This is a genomic window from Streptomyces sp. NPDC057638 (genome assembly GCF_042800315.1).
GTDB lineage: Bacteria > Actinomycetota > Actinomycetes > Streptomycetales > Streptomycetaceae > Streptomyces.
This window is the reverse complement of the sequence record NZ_JBHVHF010000170.1, coordinates 1-17,361: the sequence shown is the minus strand read 5'-3', so window position 1 is coordinate 17,361 and position 17,361 is coordinate 1. Positions and strand designations below refer to the sequence as shown.

The window sequence follows — 17,361 nt, the reverse complement described above, 5'->3', positions numbered from 1 at the left end:
CTCCCGTGGCCCCCGCCCCGGCCCCGGCCGCCCCCGCGCAGGCCGTCGCCGCCGGTGACGCGTACGTGACCCCCCTGGTCCGTAAGCTCGCCGGCGAGAGCGGTGTGGACCTCGCCGCGGTCAAGGGCACCGGCGTCGGTGGCCGCATCCGCAAGCAGGACGTGGTCGCCGCGGCCGAGGCCGCCAAGGTCAGCGCCCCGGCCCCGGCCGCCGCCGCCCCCGCGAAGCCCGCCGCCCCCGCCCTGGAGGCGTCGCCGCTGCGCGGTCAGACGGTCAAGATGACCCGGATGCGCAAGCTCATCGGCGACAACATGATGAAGGCGCTCCACAGCCAGGCGCAGCTGACCTCGGTCGTCGAGGTCGACGTCACCAAGCTGATGCGGCTGCGGGCGCGCGCCAAGGACTCCTTCGCCGCCCGTGAGGGCGTCAAGCTCTCGCCGATGCCGTTCTTCGTGAAGGCCGCGGCGCAGGCGCTGAAGGCGCACCCGATCATCAACGCCCGGATCAACGACGACGAGGGCACGATCACCTACTTCGACTCGGAGAACATCGGCATCGCCGTGGACTCCGAGAAGGGCCTGATGACCCCGGTCATCAAGGGCGCCGGTGACCTCAACCTCGCCGGTATCTCCAAGAAGACCGCGGAGCTGGCCGGGGCCGTGCGCTCCAACAAGATCCGTCCGGACGACCTGGCGGGCGCGACCTTCACCATCAGCAACACCGGTTCGCGTGGCGCGCTCTTCGACACGGTCATCGTGCCGCCGAACCAGGCCGCCATCCTCGGGATCGGCGCCACGGTGAAGCGTCCCGCCGTGATCGACACCCCCGAGGGTCCGGTCATCGGCATCCGCGATATGACCTACCTGTCGCTCTCCTACGACCACCGTCTGGTGGACGGCGCCGACGCCGCCCGCTACCTGACGACGGTCAAGGCGATCCTCGAAGCCGGTGAGTTCGAGGTGGAGCTGGGCCTGTAAAGGTCCTGACCAGCCGTTGTGTGCGATGGAGCCCCCGCACCGGAGCGATCCGGGCGGGGGCTCCTCGCGTCCCGCGCCCGCCTGCCCGTCAGAGGCATAATCGGTGGGCCGTATCCGCCGAGAAGGAGCCCTCATGACCCCGCCCGTCATCCACTCGCTGCGGGAGCAGATCCGCGCGCACATCGTGGAGGGCATCGTCAGCGGACGCTGGAAACCGGGTGAGCGGATCGTGGAGCGGGGCATCGCGACCGAGCTGCGCGTCTCCCAGACCCCGGTCCGTGAGGCGCTGAGGGAGCTGGAGAGTCTGCGGCTGATCGAGTCCGCCCCGAACAAGGGCGTACGGGTACGGAATCTCACCGCCGCCGATCTGGAGGAGAGCTACCCGGTCCGGGCGGGTCTGGAGCAGATCGCGGCCGAGCTGGCGGCGGAGCGGCTGGCCGAGGACTGCTCGGCGCTGGAGCACCATGTAACGGCCCTGTACGCCGCCGACCAGGCGGGCGACTCGGCCGCCCAGGTCCGGCACACCGTGGCCTTCCACCGCGAGCTGGTGCGCGCGGCGGGCAACGCGGTGCTGCTGCACACCTGGGAGGGGCTGGGCATCGAGGTCTTCACGGCGCTGTCCATCCGCTGGCTGGGGACGGTCCAGCAGTCGTACGCCGAGGAGCACGAGGCACTGGTACGGGCGTTCCGCGGCCGTGATCCGGAGATCGGGTCACTGGTGAAGGCGCATGTGCTGGGGTGTGCCCCGAGGCCCTGAGCGTCCGGCGGCGGTCGCGCGGCACTCCCCGTCCGGCTCGTCCCGGCTCACCCCGGCCGCCCATCGCCGCGATCCGTGCCCGGCGGCCCCGGCGCTCACCGGGGCCCGAGGTCCCGCCCGCGCCCCGGACCTCACCGTACGAACCCCGCCGAGCCAACTCCGCCGAGCGAACACCACTGCGCGAACACCACTGCGCGAACCCCGCTCGCCCGGACCCCACCGGCCTGCCTTCGGCGGACACCTCTCCCCGCGCCCTCATCCCCCCGGACACGTTCCGTGACCTCCGTGGGCGCCTCACCGGCCCCACCGCCTCGAACACGTTCCGTGACCGTAAGACCGCACCCCGCCCCCATGGCCGGGCACTGCGTGCCCCATTTCGAGGCACCGCATGCCAATTTCGCCCTACGGAGAACTTTTATCTCCCAATACTTTGATCGATCATCGATCAGCGCCTTACAGTCGGTGTTTGTTGTTTGGGCTCACCCCAGCCCGCCGCCCTGTCCTGCCAGACGAGGCACCCCCGCTTCACCTTCACCCCCCGTGTTTCCCCCACCTCCCATCCGGAAGGCGGCGATCATGACCGACCCCGTAGGCAAGCTTCCGAGCGAGCTGGACCAGCTCCCGGACCGCGATGCCGAAGAGACCGCCGAATGGGCGGCCTCCCTCGACGCCGTCGCCGAGCACGCCGGCCCCCACCGCGCCGCGTACCTGATGCGCCGCACCCTCCAGCACGCCGAGGCGGCCGGAGTCCCCGTCCCCCGCCTGCTGGAGACGGACTACCTCAACACCATCCCCACCACCGCCGAGCCCGCGTTCGACGGCGACGAGGAGATGGAAGCCCGCATCACCGCGTGGAACCGGTGGAACGCCGCCGCGATGGTGACGCGTGGCTCGCGGCTCGGCGTCGGCGGCCACATCGCCACCTTCGCCTCCGCCGCCTGGCTCTACGAGACCGGCTTCAACCACTTCTTCCGGGGCAAGGAGGCGGACGGCAGCGGCGACCAGCTCTATATCCAGGGCCACGCCTCCCCCGGCATCTACGCCCGCGCCTTCCTCGACGGCCGCCTCACCGAGGCCGACCTGGACAACTTCCGCCAGGAGGCGGGCGGCGCCGGACTGCCGTCCTACCCGCACCCGCGCCGGCTGCCCTGGCTGTGGGAGTTCCCCACCGTCTCCATGGGTCTCGGCCCGCTCTCGGCGATCTACCAGGCCCGGTTCAACCGCTATCTGCACAACCGTGGCATCAAGGACACCGCCAACTCCCACGTCTGGGCCTTCCTCGGCGACGGCGAGATGGACGAGCCCGAGTCGACGGCGGCCCTCGCCCTCGCCTCCCGCGAGCGCCTGGACAACCTGACCTTCGTCATCAACTGCAACCTGCAGCGCCTCGACGGTCCGGTCCGCGCCAACTTCAAGATCGTGCAGGAGCTGGAGGCCCAGTTCCGCGGTGCCGGGTGGAACGTCGTCAAGACGCTCTGGGGCTCCGCCTGGGACGAGCTGTTCGCCCTGGACACCACGGGCGCGCTGGTCCGCCGGCTGCGCGAGGTCCCGGACGCCCAGTTCCAGACGTACGCCACCCGTGACGTGGCCTACATCCGCGAGCACTTCTTCGGCGCCGAGCCCGCCCTCGCCGAGCTGGCGAAGCTGCTCACCGACGCCAAGATCGGCGAGTGTTTCTACACCTCGCGCGGTGGCCACGAGGCCCGCAAGGTCTACGCGGCCTACCGTGCCGCGCTCGCCCACAAGGGCGCGCCGACGGTGATCCTGGCGCAGACGGTCAAGGGCTACACCCTGGGCAAGGGCTTCGAGTCCAAGAACGCCAACCACCAGATGAAGAAGCTCACGATCGACGAGTTCAAGGGCATGCGTGAGCTGCTCGGACTCCCGATCGCCGACAGCGCCTTCGACTCCGGTGTGGTGCCCTACGGCCACCCGGGCGCCGACTCCGCCGAGGTCCGCTACCTCCAGGAGCGCCGCGCCGCCCTCGGCGGTCCGGCCCCGGCCCGCCGGGTGCACGCCGTCGCGCTGCCCGACCCCGGTACGACGTCGGCACGTGGCTTCGCGGCGCTGGAGAAGGGCTCCGGCAAGCAGGAGATGGCCACCACCATGGCCTTCGTCCGGCTGGTCAAGGACCTGATGCGGGACAAGGAGACCGGTCGCCGCTGGGTGCCGATCGTCCCCGACGAGGCCCGCACCTTCGGCATGGAGTCGCTCTTCCCGTCGGCCGGGATCTACTCGCCGCTGGGCCAGACGTACGAGCCGGTCGACCGCGACCAGCTGATGTACTACAAGGAGGCCAAGGACGGCCAGATCCTCAACGAGGGGATCACCGAGGCCGGGGCCATGGCCGACTTCATCGCCGCCGCGACGTCGTACGCGACGCACGGCGAGCCGATGATCCCGTTCTACATCTTCTACTCGATGTTCGGCTGGCAGCGGACCGGCGACCAGATGTGGCAGCTCGCCGACCAGCTCGGCAAGGGCTTCATCGTCGGCGCCACGGCGGGCCGCACCACCCTGACCGGTGAGGGCCTCCAGCACGCGGACGGCCACTCGCACCTGATCGCCTCCACCAACCCGGCGTCGCTCAACTACGACCCGGCGTTCGCGTACGAGATCTCCGTGATCGTCAAGGACGGTCTGCGGCGGATGTACGGCGAGAATCCGGAGGACGTCTTCTACTACCTGACGGTCTACAACGAGCCCAAGCCGCAGCCCGCCATGCCGGAGGGCGTCGAGGAGGGCATCGTCCGGGGTCTGTACCGCTTCAAGGAGGGCACCCCGGCCCGTCCCGACGCGCCCCGGATCCAGCTGATGGCCTCGGGCACCGCGATCCACTGGGCCCTGGAGGCCCAGGAGAAGCTGGCCGCCGAGTGGGGCGTCACCGCCGATGTCTGGTCGGCGACCTCCTGGGGCGAGCTGCGCCGGGACGCGCTGGAGTGCGACGCCGCGCTGCTGCGCGGCGAGGAGCGCACCCCGTACATCCGTCAGGCGCTCGACGGCGCCCCCGGCCCGGTCCTCGCGGTCAGCGACTGGATGCGCCAGGTGCCGGACCAGATCAGCCAGTGGGTGGAGCAGGACTGGTCCTCGCTCGGCACGGACGGCTTCGGCCTCTCCGACACCCGCGAGGCCGCCCGCCGCCACTTCGGCGTCGACGCGCCGTCCATCGTGGTCGCCGCCCTGGCCCAGCTCGCCCGCCGTGGCGAGGTCCCGGCCACGGCGGTCAAGGAGGCCCGCGAGCGCTACGGCCTCTGACGCTCGTCCCGCTCGTACGGCCGTGCGTCTCCGTACGGGCGTATGGGGTCTCGTACCGGGCCCGTACGGTCCGGCCGCGATCCGGCCCCGTACGGGGTCCTGTACGTACGGGACCGTGCCGGCGCCACAGCCGACGAAGCCCTCCGGGAGCCCCTCCCGGAGGGCTTTCGCGCATCCGCCCACGAGCCCGCGGACCTTCACGGACCCGGACCTCCTTGACCTTGACCCCGTGTGAAGCCGTGGACTGAGGGAGCCATGTTCACCATCGGAGACTTCGCCCGGCACGGCCAGGTATCGCCCCGCATGCTGCGCCACTACGACGCCATCGGGCTGCTGCGCCCCGCCCACACCGACCCCTACACCGGCTACCGCCGCTACTCGGCCGCCCAGCTCGCCCCGCTCAACCGGATCATCGCCCTGAAGGACCTCGGCTTCACCCTGGAACAGGTGAGCCGGATCCTGCGGGAGCACCCGGCGCCGGAGGAGCTGCGCGCGATGCTGACCCTGCGACGGGCCGAGCTGGAACGGACGATGGCCGAGACCGCGGCCCGGCTGGCCCAGGTCGAGGCGCGGCTCCGGTCGATCGAGAGCGAGGGCCATATGCCCGTCGACGAGGTCATCGTCAAGAGCGTCCCGGCCACCCGGGTCGCCGAGCTGACCGCCACCGCCCCGAGCTTCGCCCCCGAGGACATCGGCGCGGTGATCAACCCGCTCTACGCGGAACTGTTCCGGCGGCTGGAGGCGGCGGGCATCGAGCCGTCGGGCCCGGGGATCGCCTACTACGAAGACCTCCCTGCCACCGCCGCCACCACCGCCGCCGCTCCGGAGGGTGGTGGCGCGGTCGTGGTCCACGCCTCCGTGACGGTGGCGACGGAACGGCGCGCGGGGCTGGACGTCACGATCGTGGACCTGCCCGCCGTCGAACGGGCGGCGACGATCGTCCACCGGGGACGGATGGACGCGGTCATGCCCTCGGTGCAGGCCCTCCTCCACTGGGTGGAGCAGGGCGGCCACCGGATGAGGGGGCACACCCGGGAGGTCAATCTGGAGTGCCCGCGGGACAAGGACTCCTGGGTGACGGAGATCCAGGCGGAACTGGTCTGACGCCCGGCTCCCCCCGGACCCCGGCGTACGGCGGACGGGTACCGCGCACCGAGTTCAACGGGGGTGTGCGCGGCACCCGTCCGGTCTCCACCCGGCCCCTCCAGACGCCACCGACCGGTACCCGCCCGGGACCCCTCCGGACGACACCGACCGGTCTCCACCCGGCCCCTCCGAGGGAGAACGCATCCGTCGGAGCGCCCGGCCCCTCCCCGAAGGCCGCTCCCCCGCCCACGCCATCATGGGAGCATGCGCGCCGCCCGGTTGATCAAGATGGTTCTGCTGCTCCAGTCCAGGCCCTCCATGACGGGCGCCGAGCTCGCCCGTGAGCTGGAGGTCTCGGAGCGGACCGTCACCCGGGACGCGCTCGCCCTCTCCGAGGCCGGGGTCCCGGTCTACGCGGACCGGGGCCGCACCGGCGGCTACCGGCTGATCGGCGGCTACCGCACCCGTCTCACCGGCCTGGGCCGCAGCGAGGCCGAGGCGCTCTTCCTCTCCGGCCTGCCCGGGGCACTGCGCGAGATGGGGCTGGAGGACGCGGCCTCGGCGGCCCGGCTGAAGGTCTCCGCCGCCCTGCTCCCCTCCCTCAGCGACGCCCCGGAGAGCGCGGCCCAGCGCTTCCACCTGGACGCGCCGGGCTGGTACCACGATCCACGGACCCCGGCGCTGCTGCCGGTGCTGGCGGAGGCCGTCTGGGAGGACCGGCCGGTCCTCGCCTCGTACCGGCGTACGGATACGGAGGTGAGCCGGGAACTCGAACCGTACGGGCTGGTCCTGAAGGCGGGTGTCTGGTACCTGTGCGCCCGCGTCCGGGGCGCCTCCCCCACCCGCCCCGCTTTCAGGGTCTACCGGATCGACCGCTTCTCCTCGGCCGACCTCCTCACCGAGGAGCCCCGCTTCACCCGGCACGAGGAGTTCGACCTGCCCGCCTTCTGGGCCGAGCGCGCCGCGCAGTTCGCGCGCTCCCTGCTGCGGGCCCGGGTGGTGCTCCGGGTCTCCGAGGAGGGCGCCCTGCGGCTGCCCCAGCTCGCGGACCGGGAGGCCGCCCGGTCCGCGCTCGCGGAGGCGGACGGGCCGGACGAGGCGGGCTGGCGCACCCTCACCCTCCCCGTGGAGTCGGAGGAGGTGGCGTATGCCCAGCTCTTCGCGCTCGGCCCCGATCTGGAGGTCCTGGAGCCACCCGCCCTGCGCGAACGGTTCGCCTCGGCCGCCGCCCGCACGGCCCGCCGCTACGGCTAGCCCGTGGCCTACCGGTGCTCCTCCAGCCCGTGGCCTACCGGTACTCCTCCAGCCGCGGACTCCGGCCCGCCCGTTCCGCGAGCAGATAGCCCCAGATGTCCGGACGGCTTCCATCCGCGTCCGTCACGCCGTATTCGCGGGCGAGCTGTCCGCTGTCCAGCGACTGGCCGTTCCACCGCTCCCGCTCCGGGTCCGCCGCGAGGGCGGCGAGGTCCCGGGCGAGATAGAGCGGGGACTCCGACAGCGCCCAGTGCTCCTGGCCGGGGATCCCGTCCCGCCAGTTCTCCTCGGTGAGGCCGAAGTGGTCGAGCATCTCCTCGGAACGCAGGAACCCGGGGGTGACGGCCACCGCCGACCCCCCGGCGCTCCGCAGCTCCTCGCCCAGGAGGAAGGCCATCCGGATGGGGATGTTCTTCGCCAGGTCGTAGAAGAAGTTCTCGCGGTGGACGTCGTTGGTCCGCGCGGTGCCGTCGGTCACCTCGACGACCAGCCCACCGGGGTTGCGCACCAGCAGGGGCAGCAGGATGTTGCTGGTGATGATGTGGGTCCTGGTGCCGAGGTCGATCATCCGGAGCCCGCGCTCCAGTTCGACGTCCCACATCTTCACGGCGAAGTCGAGCAGCGCGTTCCCGCCCCACACATCGTTGACCAGGATGTCGAGACGCCCCTGCTCCCGGTCGATCCGCCCGGCCAGGGCACGCACCTGATCGGCCTCCAGATGGTCGGTGGGTACGGCGATGCCGGTGCCGCCCGCGCGGTCGACCAGCTCGGCGGTCCCCTCGATGGTCTCGCCGGAGCGGCCCATCTCGCTGGCCCGCTCCCGGGTGGTGCGTCCGGTGACGTACACGGTCGCTCCGGCCGCGCCCAGCTGTACGGCGATGGCCCGCCCGGCACCACGGGTCGCCCCGGCGACCAGGGCCACCCGTCCTGTCAGTTCTCTCCTCGTCATCCCCCCAACCTCCCACCCATACCCGACACCCCCTGTCCCCTTATCCCTCCGACACCCCGCGCTGGCCCGCATGGGCGGGTGGGGGAGACCTCGGGGGGTGTACGACGTGCGGTGGGGGCGCCCAGACACGATCCTGTACCCGTGATGGACGAGACGGAGTTCTGGGAGATCGTCGACAGCACCCGCACCGCCGCCGACGGCGACCCCGACGACCACGCCGATCTTCTGGTCGACCGCCTGATGGGCCTCGACCCCGACTCCGTGCTGGATTTCGCCCGCCACTTCGAGGCCCGCTTCAACCGGGCCTGGACCTGGGATCTGTGGGCCGCCGCGACGATCCTGCTGGGCGCCGCGGACGAGGAGGCGTTCGACGCGTTCCGCTGCTGGCTGATCGGTCAGGGCCGGGAGGTCTTCGAGGGCGGGGTGCACGAGCCGGACGCGCTCGCGGAGCTGCTGGAGGAGTTCGACGAGGAGATCGACGGCGACGGCGAGGAACTGGGGTACGCGGCGGACGAGGCGTATGAGCGCCTCACCGGCACGATCGCCCCGGATCTGGGGATCCCTCCGGCCTCCGCCGAGCCGCTGGGCCCTTCGCTCGATCTGGCGGACGAGGAGGCCCTGGCCCGGCGTCTGCCCCGGCTGTGGGACCGTTTCGGCTCGCCTTCCCCCAGCCTTCGTCCGGGGGGACCCGCGTCGCCCCCGGTCTGAGCGGCTACGCGCCGAGCGCCCGCCCCATGATCACGTCGTCCACGTACCGTCCCTCGATCCGGAACTCCCCGGGCAGCACGCCTTCCACGGTGAATCCTTCCGCCTCGTACAGCGCCCGCGCGGGCGTGTTGTGGCTGAGCACCCGCAGGGTGATCCGTACGGCGCCCTGCCGCCGGGCCTCCCCGCACGCGGCCCGCAGCAGGGACCGGCCGATGCCGTGCCCGCGCGCCCGGTCGGCGACGGCGAGCCCCTGGATCTGCCGGACGTGCTGGTTGCTGGCGAGCGGGGTGGGCGGCACGAGCCGGATATAGCCCAGGACCGCCCGGCTCCCGACCTCCTCGGCGACGAGGAAGTCCTCCGGCCGGTGGTTGGCGTCGAAGAAGGGGGCGTACGGAGGGACGGGACGCGGCAACACCGCGTGGACCGGCGACCAGGTCTCCCGGTCCAGTTCCCCGAGCGCGTCGGCGTCGGCGGGGCGGGCGTGGCGTATGTGCGACTCGTGCATGGGGCAACTGTGTCATGCCCTCCGGTGGGGGCAGGATGGCTTTCATGCGGATCGCGGTCGCCGGTTCCTCCGGCCTCATCGGTACGGCGCTGGTGCGCTCCCTGCGGACGGACGGACACGAGGTGGTCCGTCTGGTGCGCCGCCCCGCGCGGGCGGGTGACGAGGTCGAGTGGGACCCGCTCCGGCAACATGTGGACGCGGCGGGCCTGGTCGGCTGTGACGCCGTGGTGAACCTGGCGGGCGCCGGGGTCGGCGACCACCGCTGGACCGATACCTACCGCCGGGAGATCCGGGACAGCCGGGTGCTCGGCACGGCGGCCCTCGCGGACGCGGTGGCCTCGCTGGACACCCCACCCCGGGTCTTCCTCAACGGCAGCGCGGTCGGCTTCTACGGTGACACCGGCGGGCGCGCGGTGGACGAGGACGCTCCCCCGGGCGAGGGCTTCCTGCCGGAGGTGTGTGTGGAGTGGGAGGAGGCCACGGCCGCCGCCGGGGAGGCGGGGGCGCGGGTGGCGTTCGCCCGTACCGGTCTGGTCGTCTCCCGGGCGGGCGGCGCGTGGGGGCGGATGTTCCCGCTCTTCAAGGCGGGTCTGGGCGGGCGGCTCGGCGACGGCCGCCAGTACTGGAGTTTTATCTCCCTGCATGACGAGGTGGCGGCCCTGCGCCACATCCTGGACACCGACTCGCTCTCCGGGCCGGTGAATGTGACCTCGCCGGAGCCGGTGACCAATCGTGAGGTCACGGCCGCGATGGGCCGGGTCCTGCGCCGTCCCACCGTGCTGGCGGTGCCCGAACCGGCCCTGCGGCTGGTCCTGGGCGATATGGCCGCCGATGTCCTCGGCAGTCAGCGCGTCCTGCCGAACCGGCTGCTGGAGTCGGGTTTCACCTTCGCCTTCCCGGCGATCGACGACGCGATCGGCGCGGCCCTGCACTGACCCGGCCACCCAGCGGCCACTCGGGGGACATCAGCCACCGCACCCCCACCGGCCCCACTGCACCCCCACACAAACCCCGACTCTCATAACGTTTCGATAACGATCAAAAAATACCCCTCACGCCTCTTTGGCGTGCGCCGGATCCCCCCTCCGGCGCAACCGTGCGCCCCCGCGCACCGGTGCCCCACCGCATGCGCACGTCTCGGTTCGCCGGGCGCTCCCTACCCTCGAACCGAACTCGGGTATCCCTCGGGGCTGTTGGGGGCGTGACCCTCCCGTCAGCCCGCCGACCTCGTGGAGGGCACGTGCTCATCAGCACCGCTCACACTGCGGACCATGCGGACGTCATCATCGTCGGGGCCGGCATCGCCGGACTCGCCGCGGCACATCAGCTGACCAGGGCAGGTGTCAGCGTCAGCGTTCTGGAGGCGTCGCCCCGGCCGGGCGGGCGCATGGCCACGGAGGAGATCGACGGCTTCCGTCTCGATGTCATCGGCCAACTGCTCAGCGTGCGCGGCGCCGAACCCCACCGGGTGGCGGCGCTCAGCGGGGTTCCGCTGCGGCCGTTCGCGCCCGGGGTGCTGGTGCACAGCGCCGGGCGGCTCCAGCGCACGGGGGAGACCGGCCGCGGAGCGGGCGGCCCGGACGGCGCACGGGGCGCGAGGGGCGCTCTCACCATGGCGCGCGCCCTCGCGAGCGCCCCCCGGCCGCTGGACGAGGCCCGGCTCGGCGCCTGTCTCGCCCGCCTCGCGGGCACCCCGGCCCACAAGCTGCTCTCCCGCCCCGAGCGCACCGCCGCCGAGGCCCTGGCCACCCGGGGTCTGCCCGCCCGTACCGTCCAGGGCTTTCTGCGGCCCCTGCTCTCCGCGCTCCTCTGCGACCCCGCGCTGACCACGTCCAGCCGCTGCGCCGACCTGGCGCTGCGCTCGTTCGCCCGGGGGCGGCTGTGCGTCCCGGCCGGGGGCGCCGCCGCCCTCCCCGACCGCCTCGCGGCGGAACTGCCGCCCGGAACGGTCCGTACGGGCGTCCGGGTGAAGGACGCCTCCATCAACCGGGTCAGTACGGAGGAGTACGGCGAACTGTCCTGCCGCGCGCTGGTGGTGGCCACGGGCGCCCGGGACGCGGCGGCGCTGCTGCCGGGCCTGCGGGTGCCCCACTTCCACCCGGTGACGGTGGTCCACCACACCGCCCCGGCCCCGCCGCCCACGGGCGCCGCACTGGTGCTGGAAGGCGACGCGAGCGGCCCGGTCTCCCACACCGCGGTGATGAGCGAGGTCGACTCCTCCCGGGCGCCCGCGGGGCGGGTGCTGGTCTCCTCGACCATTCTGGGCACCCCGCCCCCGTACCCCGACCGCGCCATCCACGACCAGCTCGCGCGGATGTACGGGGTGTCCACGGCCGACTGGGAGACGCTGACGGTCCACCACACCCCGGACGCCGTCCCGGCGATGGCGGCCCCGCACGACCCGAGGCGGCCGGTGCGGGTGCTGGCCGGGCTCTATGTCTGCGGTGACCACCGGGCGACCAGTTCGGTCGGCGGGGCGCTGTACTCGGCCCGGCGGGTCGCTGACGCGATCCTGCGTGACTTCGGCCTCGGCGCCCCCGCACCCGGCCCCTCCCTGCCGACGGCGGCCTGAAGCCCCCTTCTCCGGCTCCCGGGCTCCGCCCGGGAGCCACCCTGAGGCGCCCCCGGCCGCACCCGACGACACCCCCTGAGGCACAGGCCCCAGAGGGTGTCGTCCCGTTCGTTCTCCCGATCCCTCCGCCATCGCGGCGCGCCCCCCGCCGAGCGCGGCCGTGCGGGCCGGGGATCCCGGTGCCCTCGGCGTCCGGTGCCTTCGGTACCCGCTCAGCCGAGCGCCGCGACCCGGTCGCGGTACCCCCGTACCGCCGCGGCGTCCCGGTAGGGCTCCAGTCGGCGCTCGAAGTCCCGGACGTACTCCAGGGCGCGGGCGGAGCGCATCTCCGACGCCGCCACCGCGGCCTCCGCGCCCAGGGAGCACGCCTGGTCCAGTTCGCCGAGGCCGAGCCGTGAGGTCGCCAGCACCACCCGGCAGAAGAGCCGGCTGCGCGCCATGGCCTGCGGTCTGAGCTGGAGGGAGCGCTCGGCGTGCTGGACGGCGGCGCGGTACTGCTGGAGATCGCGGTAGCAGTGGCCGAACTCGTCGGCCATCTGCGCCTCGTCGAAGAAGCGCGCCCAGTAGGGCACCTCGTCGCCGGGACGGGCCGACTCCAGCGCCCGTTCGGCCCGGACCAGGGAGGCGGTACACGCCCGCGTCTCGCCGAGCACCCCGTGACCGCGCGCCTCCACGGCGTGGAGCAGCGCCTGCACCACGGGCGGCGCGGCGGGCCCGACGCCCTGCTGGGCGACCCGGGTGAGCTGCACCGCCTCCCGGCCATGGCCGAGGTAGACGGCCTGGCGGCTCATGGTGACCAGGACATAGGAGCCGTACGCGCGGTCCCCGGCCGCCTGGGCCAGTCGCAGCGCCTGGACGAAGTAGCGCTGGGCCAGTCCATGCGCGGCGATGTCGTAGGAGGTCCACCCGGCGAGCCGGGTCAGATCGGCGACGGCGGCGAACAGCCGCCGCCCGGTGACCTCCCCGTAGGTGCCGCGCAGCATGGGTTCGGCCTCGTGTTCCAGATAGCGGACGAGGGCCTGGCGGGCGTGGCCGCCGCCGTAGGCGTTGTCGAGGGTGCGGAAGAGTTCGCCGACCGAGCGCAGCGCCGCGATGTCGCCGGTGGAGACGCGCTGGCCCGGTCCCCGCTCGGTGCCGCGTTCGGTGGAGCGCTGGCGGGGGACGGCGCCGCCGCCCTGGACGGGGACCCGGCCACCGGGGGTGGGGGCGTCGCCCCGGCTGACCCGCTCGTCGGCGCGTCCGATGAGCCAGTCGCGGCTGGGGACCACCAGCCCGGCGGGGGTGAAGGCGATCTTGCGGAGTTCGGCGTGGCTGCCGGAGTCCTTGCGCCACAGGCCGCTGACGATGTCGACGGCCTCCTCGGGGGTGGCGGCGAACTCCAGCCCCGCGTAGACGGGGGCACAGGCGTCGAGGCCGAGGTCCTGGGCGGACAGCCGGCGCCCGAGCCGTCTGGTGAAGACCTCGGCGATCAGCGCCGGGGTGGTGCCGCGTGGCTGCTGGCCGCGGAGCCAGCGCGTCACGGAGGTCTTGTCGTAGCGCAGGTCCAGCCCGTGCTCCAAGCCGAGCTGGTCGACTCGGCGGGCGAGTCCGGCGTTGGAGAACCCTGCTTCCTGGATGAGTGCGGCAAGCTGGCGATTGGGGATGCGCTGAGGGGGTCGTTCCGTCATCAGCTGTGCGGTCTCCTGCCTTCCGGGCTGGTCAGAGCCCTCAAGGAACGGCGCGAATTTAGCTCCCCTTACCGTCGGTACCGATGGCTTCGCCCTACATTCATCCGATCGTGTGAGGATTGGGGGTGGCGCTGACGGCACCACCTCCCCCGACGCGCTCCGGCGCGCCGCCGTACAGTGACGGGAGGTACGACGCGTGCAGGATGAACGTTTCTCGGCCTGCAAGGATGAACGTTTCTAGGGAGGCTGTGCCGTGGGTGAGCTGCGGTTCGTGCGGCTGGGGTTCGGCGACCGGGCCGTCGAGTACCAGGAGGCGTGGCAGAAGCAGCGCGAGGTGCACGCCGCCCGCTTCGCGGACGAGGTCCCGGACACCTGTCTGCTGCTGGAGCACCCGCCCGTCTACACGGCGGGCCGCCGCACCGAGGACAGCGAGCGCCCGCTGGACGGTACCCCGGTGATCGACGTGGACCGCGGCGGCAAGATCACCTGGCATGGCCCCGGGCAGGTCGTGGGCTACCCGATCATGAAGCTGCCGCGCCCGGTCGATGTGATCGCCCATGTCCGCAGGCTGGAGGAGGCACTGATCCGCACCTGCGCCGAGTTCGGTCTCCAGACCAGCCGGATCGAGGGCCGCAGCGGGGTCTGGGTGCTGGGCGACCCGGTCGAGCGGCGGCCCGCGCTCCCGGCGGCCCCACAGCTCCATGGGCTGTCGCTGGACTTCGACCCCCGGCTCGATCCGCGGCTGGACGACGAGTTCGACCCCCGGCTCAACGGCCCCGAGTACGCCCCGTCCAACGCGGGCCAGCGCCGCGAGGACCGCAAGCTGGCCGCCATCGGCATCCGTATCGCCAAGGGCGTCTCCATGCACGGCTTCTCGCTCAATGTGAACCCGGACAACACCTGGTTCGACCGGATCGTGCCGTGCGGGATCCGGGACGCCGGGGTCGCCTCGCTCGCCGGGGAGCTGGGCCGGGACATCACGATCGAGGACGTCCTGCCGGTGCTGGAACGCCAGCTGCGGGACATCCTGGAGAACGCCGAGCTGCGGCCGAGATCCGTCGAGGTCACGCAGTGACCGGGGGGTACGGCGGTCACGCAGTGACCGGGGGGTCCAGCGGTCACGCAGTGACCAGGAGGTCCAGCGGCCATCCCGTGACCGGGGGATGCCGCCTCCTGACCAGGCGATGTCACCCGGCGACCGGGCGATGTCATCCGATGACCAGGTGCTGAGGCCACCTCATGACCGGGGGTCGAGGTCGGCTCATGACCCGGGGATGACCGCGCGTGGGAATGGACCACGCCAAGCAGAGGTTCGGCCCAGAGAAGACCGCACACTCCACGGGCGTACCCTGGTGTGCGCCGCAGATTCGAATGCCGCGCCCGCAGCGATGCCGAGCGCCGAGCGAGCAGAAAGGGGCGCCGACGTGTCCGCTGTCGCACCCGACGGACGCAAGATGCTGCGCCTGGAGGTCCGGAACAGCCAGACCCCCATCGAGCGCAAGCCCGAGTGGATCAAGACCCGGGCGAAGATGGGCCCCGAGTACACCCAGATGCAACAGCTGGTGAAGCGCGAGGGCCTGCACACGGTGTGCCAGGAGGCGGGCTGCCCCAACATCTTCGAGTGCTGGGAGGACCGCGAGGCCACCTTCCTCATCGGCGGCGACCAGTGCACCCGGCGCTGTGACTTCTGTCAGATCGACACGGGCAAGCCGCAGGCCCTCGACCGGGACGAGCCCCGCCGCGTGGGCGAGTCGGTCGTCACCATGGACCTGAACTACGCCACGATCACCGGCGTCGCCCGCGACGACCTGGAGGACGGCGGCGCCTGGCTCTACGCGGAGACCGTGCGCCAGATCCACGCGATGACGGCGGAGCGCGAGGGCGGCCGGACCAAGGTCGAGCTGCTGATCCCCGACTTCAACGCGGTCCCCGAGCAGCTCGCGGAGGTCTTCTCCGCCCGCCCCGAGGTGCTCGCCCACAACGTCGAGACCGTGCCCCGGATCTTCAAGCGCATCCGCCCCGGCTTCCGCTACGAGCGCTCGCTTGAGGTCATCACCCGTGCCCGTGAGGCCGGTCTCGTCACCAAGTCCAATCTGATCCTGGGCATGGGCGAGGAGCGCGCCGAGGTCAGCGAGGCGCTGCGGCAGCTGCACGAGGCGGGCTGCGAGCTGATCACGATCACGCAGTATCTGCGGCCGTCGGTGCGCCACCACCCGGTGGAGCGCTGGGTGAAGCCGCACGAGTTCGTGGAGCTGAAGGAGGAGGCCGAGGCGATCGGCTACTCCGGTGTGATGTCCGGCCCGCTGGTCCGCTCCTCCTACCGCGCGGGACGCCTCTTCGGCCAGGCCATGGACCGCCGGGCGGAGCTGGCGCGCCCCGCCGCCGTCTGACCCACCGCCGAGCGCCCCGGCGCCGACCCGTGTGAAGTCGCGCACAAGCGGCTACCACCGAGTATGAGAAGAACGGATCGCGGCCCGTACCCTCCCCGCAGCTCGGGGGTGGTGTACGGGCCGCGTCAGGGTTCCGGCCCTCCCCGACCGCGCCCCATCAAGGTTTCATCACTGTTTGACCGGTGGGTCACGCGCTGGTAACACCGACGAGTAACCCTCTCCTCAGGCACCGCGCACTCCCCACCCTCACGCCGTCCCGCCCGAAAGGGGCCTCAGCCATGCTGGCCGCGCCCGTGCGCCACCTCCCGTCCGTCAAAGACACCCTGCGCGCCATGGAGTCCTTCCTTCTCTCCGGCGGCCAGCGCACCGCGCGCCGCAACGCGTGGACGGCGGTGCTCGAAGACCGCCGCCGCGCCCGGGACCGGGTCGAGGCCCAGCATGTACTGGAGGCCGTGGCTGGCCGTGCCTCCCGGGCCACGTAAACTTCGGATTATGGCGAGGAAGGCAAAATCAGACGGCGCTGACGCCGCTGCGAACCCGGGGCGACTGAAGCAGATCGCCCTGACCTACAAGATGACCCGACGGGCCGACCCCAAGATCGGTCTGATCATCGCGGCCGTGGGAATCGTCACCTTCGGTGCCTTTCTCGCGATCGGCTTCTGGCTGGGTTACCCGATCTACCTGGGCATCCTGGGCTTCCTGCTCGCGTTCCTGGCGATGGCGATCATCTTCGGCCGCCGCGCCGAGCAGGCCGCCTTCGGACAGATGGAGGGTCAGCCCGGCGCCGCCGCGGCCGTCCTCCAGAACGTGGGCCGTGGCTGGACCACCACCCCGGCCGTCGCGATGAACCGCAACCAGGACGTGGTGCACCGGGCCGTCGGCCGCGCGGGCATCGTCCTGGTCGCCGAGGGCAACCCGAACCGGCTGAAGACGCTGCTGGCCGCCGAGAAGAAGAAGATGGCGCGCATCGTCGTCGACGTCCCGGTCCACGACATCATCGTCGGCACCGACGAGGGCCAGGTGCCCCTCAAGAAGGTCCGTACGAAGATGCTGAAGCTCCCCCGCGTGCTCAACGGCCCGCAGGTGACGGCCACCAACGACCGGCTGCGTGCCATGGGCGACCTGATGAGCAACATGCCGCTGCCGAAGGGTCCGATGCCCAAGGGGATGCGGATGCCGCGCGGCGGTGGCGGCGGCGGAAAGATGCGCTGAGCCCTCGCGCTCGGCCCCTGACGTAACGA

General features: G+C 72.3%; 15 protein-coding genes. 12 read left to right on the top strand and 3 right to left on the bottom strand.

The window, feature by feature from the left end:
- From sucB to ACFVIM_RS21960, 5 genes are all read left to right on the top strand, one after another.
- On the top strand, window positions 1-977 hold a 977-nt coding region (gene sucB, locus ACFVIM_RS21980; RefSeq protein WP_384303740.1), incomplete at its 5' end, for a 2-oxoglutarate dehydrogenase, E2 component, dihydrolipoamide succinyltransferase.
- Between the two features lie 133 nt (window positions 978-1,110).
- On the top strand, window positions 1,111-1,734 hold the full coding sequence (locus tag ACFVIM_RS21975) for a GntR family transcriptional regulator (RefSeq protein WP_384303737.1): 624 nt from the start codon (window positions 1,111-1,113) through the stop codon (window positions 1,732-1,734).
- 576 nt (window positions 1,735-2,310) lie between these two features.
- Entirely contained in the window at window positions 2,311-4,989 is a 2,679-nt protein-coding gene (aceE, locus tag ACFVIM_RS21970; protein WP_384303734.1) for a pyruvate dehydrogenase (acetyl-transferring), homodimeric type, read from the top strand.
- A 255-nt stretch (window positions 4,990-5,244) separates the two neighbouring features.
- A complete protein-coding gene (locus tag ACFVIM_RS21965) occupies window positions 5,245-6,093 on the top strand; it encodes a MerR family transcriptional regulator (RefSeq protein WP_384303731.1) in 849 nt (282 codons plus the stop codon).
- A gap of 246 nt (window positions 6,094-6,339) precedes the next feature.
- Window positions 6,340-7,329, top strand: a complete 990-nt coding sequence (locus ACFVIM_RS21960) for a helix-turn-helix transcriptional regulator (RefSeq protein ID WP_384303728.1) — start codon at window positions 6,340-6,342, stop codon at window positions 7,327-7,329.
- Between the two features lie 34 nt (window positions 7,330-7,363).
- On the opposite strand, the gene ACFVIM_RS21955 is transcribed toward ACFVIM_RS21960, so the two are convergent.
- A complete protein-coding gene (locus ACFVIM_RS21955) occupies window positions 7,364-8,278 on the bottom strand; it encodes an SDR family oxidoreductase (RefSeq protein WP_384303725.1) in 915 nt (304 codons plus the stop codon).
- Window positions 8,279-8,422: 144 nt separating this feature from the next.
- On the opposite strand from ACFVIM_RS21955, the gene ACFVIM_RS21950 reads away from it, so the two are divergent.
- Window positions 8,423-8,986: a DUF4240 domain-containing protein gene (locus ACFVIM_RS21950; protein ID WP_384303743.1), complete on the top strand. Its 564-nt coding sequence runs from the start codon at window positions 8,423-8,425 to the stop codon at window positions 8,984-8,986.
- Window positions 8,987-8,990: 4 nt separating this feature from the next.
- On the opposite strand, the gene ACFVIM_RS21945 is transcribed toward ACFVIM_RS21950, so the two are convergent.
- Complete coding sequence (locus ACFVIM_RS21945; RefSeq protein WP_384303722.1) at window positions 8,991-9,491, bottom strand: GNAT family N-acetyltransferase; 501 nt, start codon at window positions 9,489-9,491, stop codon at window positions 8,991-8,993.
- Window positions 9,492-9,526: 35 nt separating this feature from the next.
- Between ACFVIM_RS21945 and ACFVIM_RS21940 the strand changes: the two genes are divergently transcribed.
- On the top strand, window positions 9,527-10,426 hold the full coding sequence (locus tag ACFVIM_RS21940) for a TIGR01777 family oxidoreductase (protein WP_384303719.1): 900 nt from the start codon (window positions 9,527-9,529) through the stop codon (window positions 10,424-10,426).
- A 305-nt stretch (window positions 10,427-10,731) separates the two neighbouring features.
- Window positions 10,732-12,063: an NAD(P)/FAD-dependent oxidoreductase gene (locus ACFVIM_RS21935; RefSeq protein WP_384303717.1), complete on the top strand. Its 1,332-nt coding sequence runs from the start codon at window positions 10,732-10,734 to the stop codon at window positions 12,061-12,063.
- A gap of 212 nt (window positions 12,064-12,275) precedes the next feature.
- Here the strand turns inward: ACFVIM_RS21935 and ACFVIM_RS21930 are convergent, their stop codons facing one another.
- Window positions 12,276-13,730, bottom strand: a complete 1,455-nt coding sequence (locus ACFVIM_RS21930; protein ID WP_384303715.1) for a regulator — start codon at window positions 13,728-13,730, stop codon at window positions 12,276-12,278.
- Window positions 13,731-13,983: 253 nt separating this feature from the next.
- Between ACFVIM_RS21930 and lipB the strand changes: the two genes are divergently transcribed.
- The 4 genes from lipB (at window position 13,984) to ACFVIM_RS21910 (ending at window position 17,332) form a co-directional block, all read left to right on the top strand.
- Complete coding sequence (gene lipB / locus ACFVIM_RS21925) at window positions 13,984-14,805, top strand: lipoyl(octanoyl) transferase LipB (RefSeq protein ID WP_384303713.1); 822 nt, start codon at window positions 13,984-13,986, stop codon at window positions 14,803-14,805.
- 349 nt (window positions 14,806-15,154) lie between these two features.
- Entirely contained in the window at window positions 15,155-16,120 is a 966-nt protein-coding gene (locus ACFVIM_RS21920; protein WP_384303711.1) for a lipoyl synthase, read from the top strand.
- Between the two features lie 278 nt (window positions 16,121-16,398).
- Complete coding sequence (locus ACFVIM_RS21915; protein ID WP_384303709.1) at window positions 16,399-16,602, top strand: hypothetical protein; 204 nt, start codon at window positions 16,399-16,401, stop codon at window positions 16,600-16,602.
- 10 nt (window positions 16,603-16,612) lie between these two features.
- Window positions 16,613-17,332 carry a DUF4191 domain-containing protein gene (locus tag ACFVIM_RS21910; protein ID WP_384303707.1) on the top strand — a complete coding sequence of 240 codons (720 nt, stop codon included), beginning with the start codon at window positions 16,613-16,615 and terminating at the stop codon, window positions 17,330-17,332.
- Window positions 17,333-17,361 lie beyond the last annotated feature (29 nt).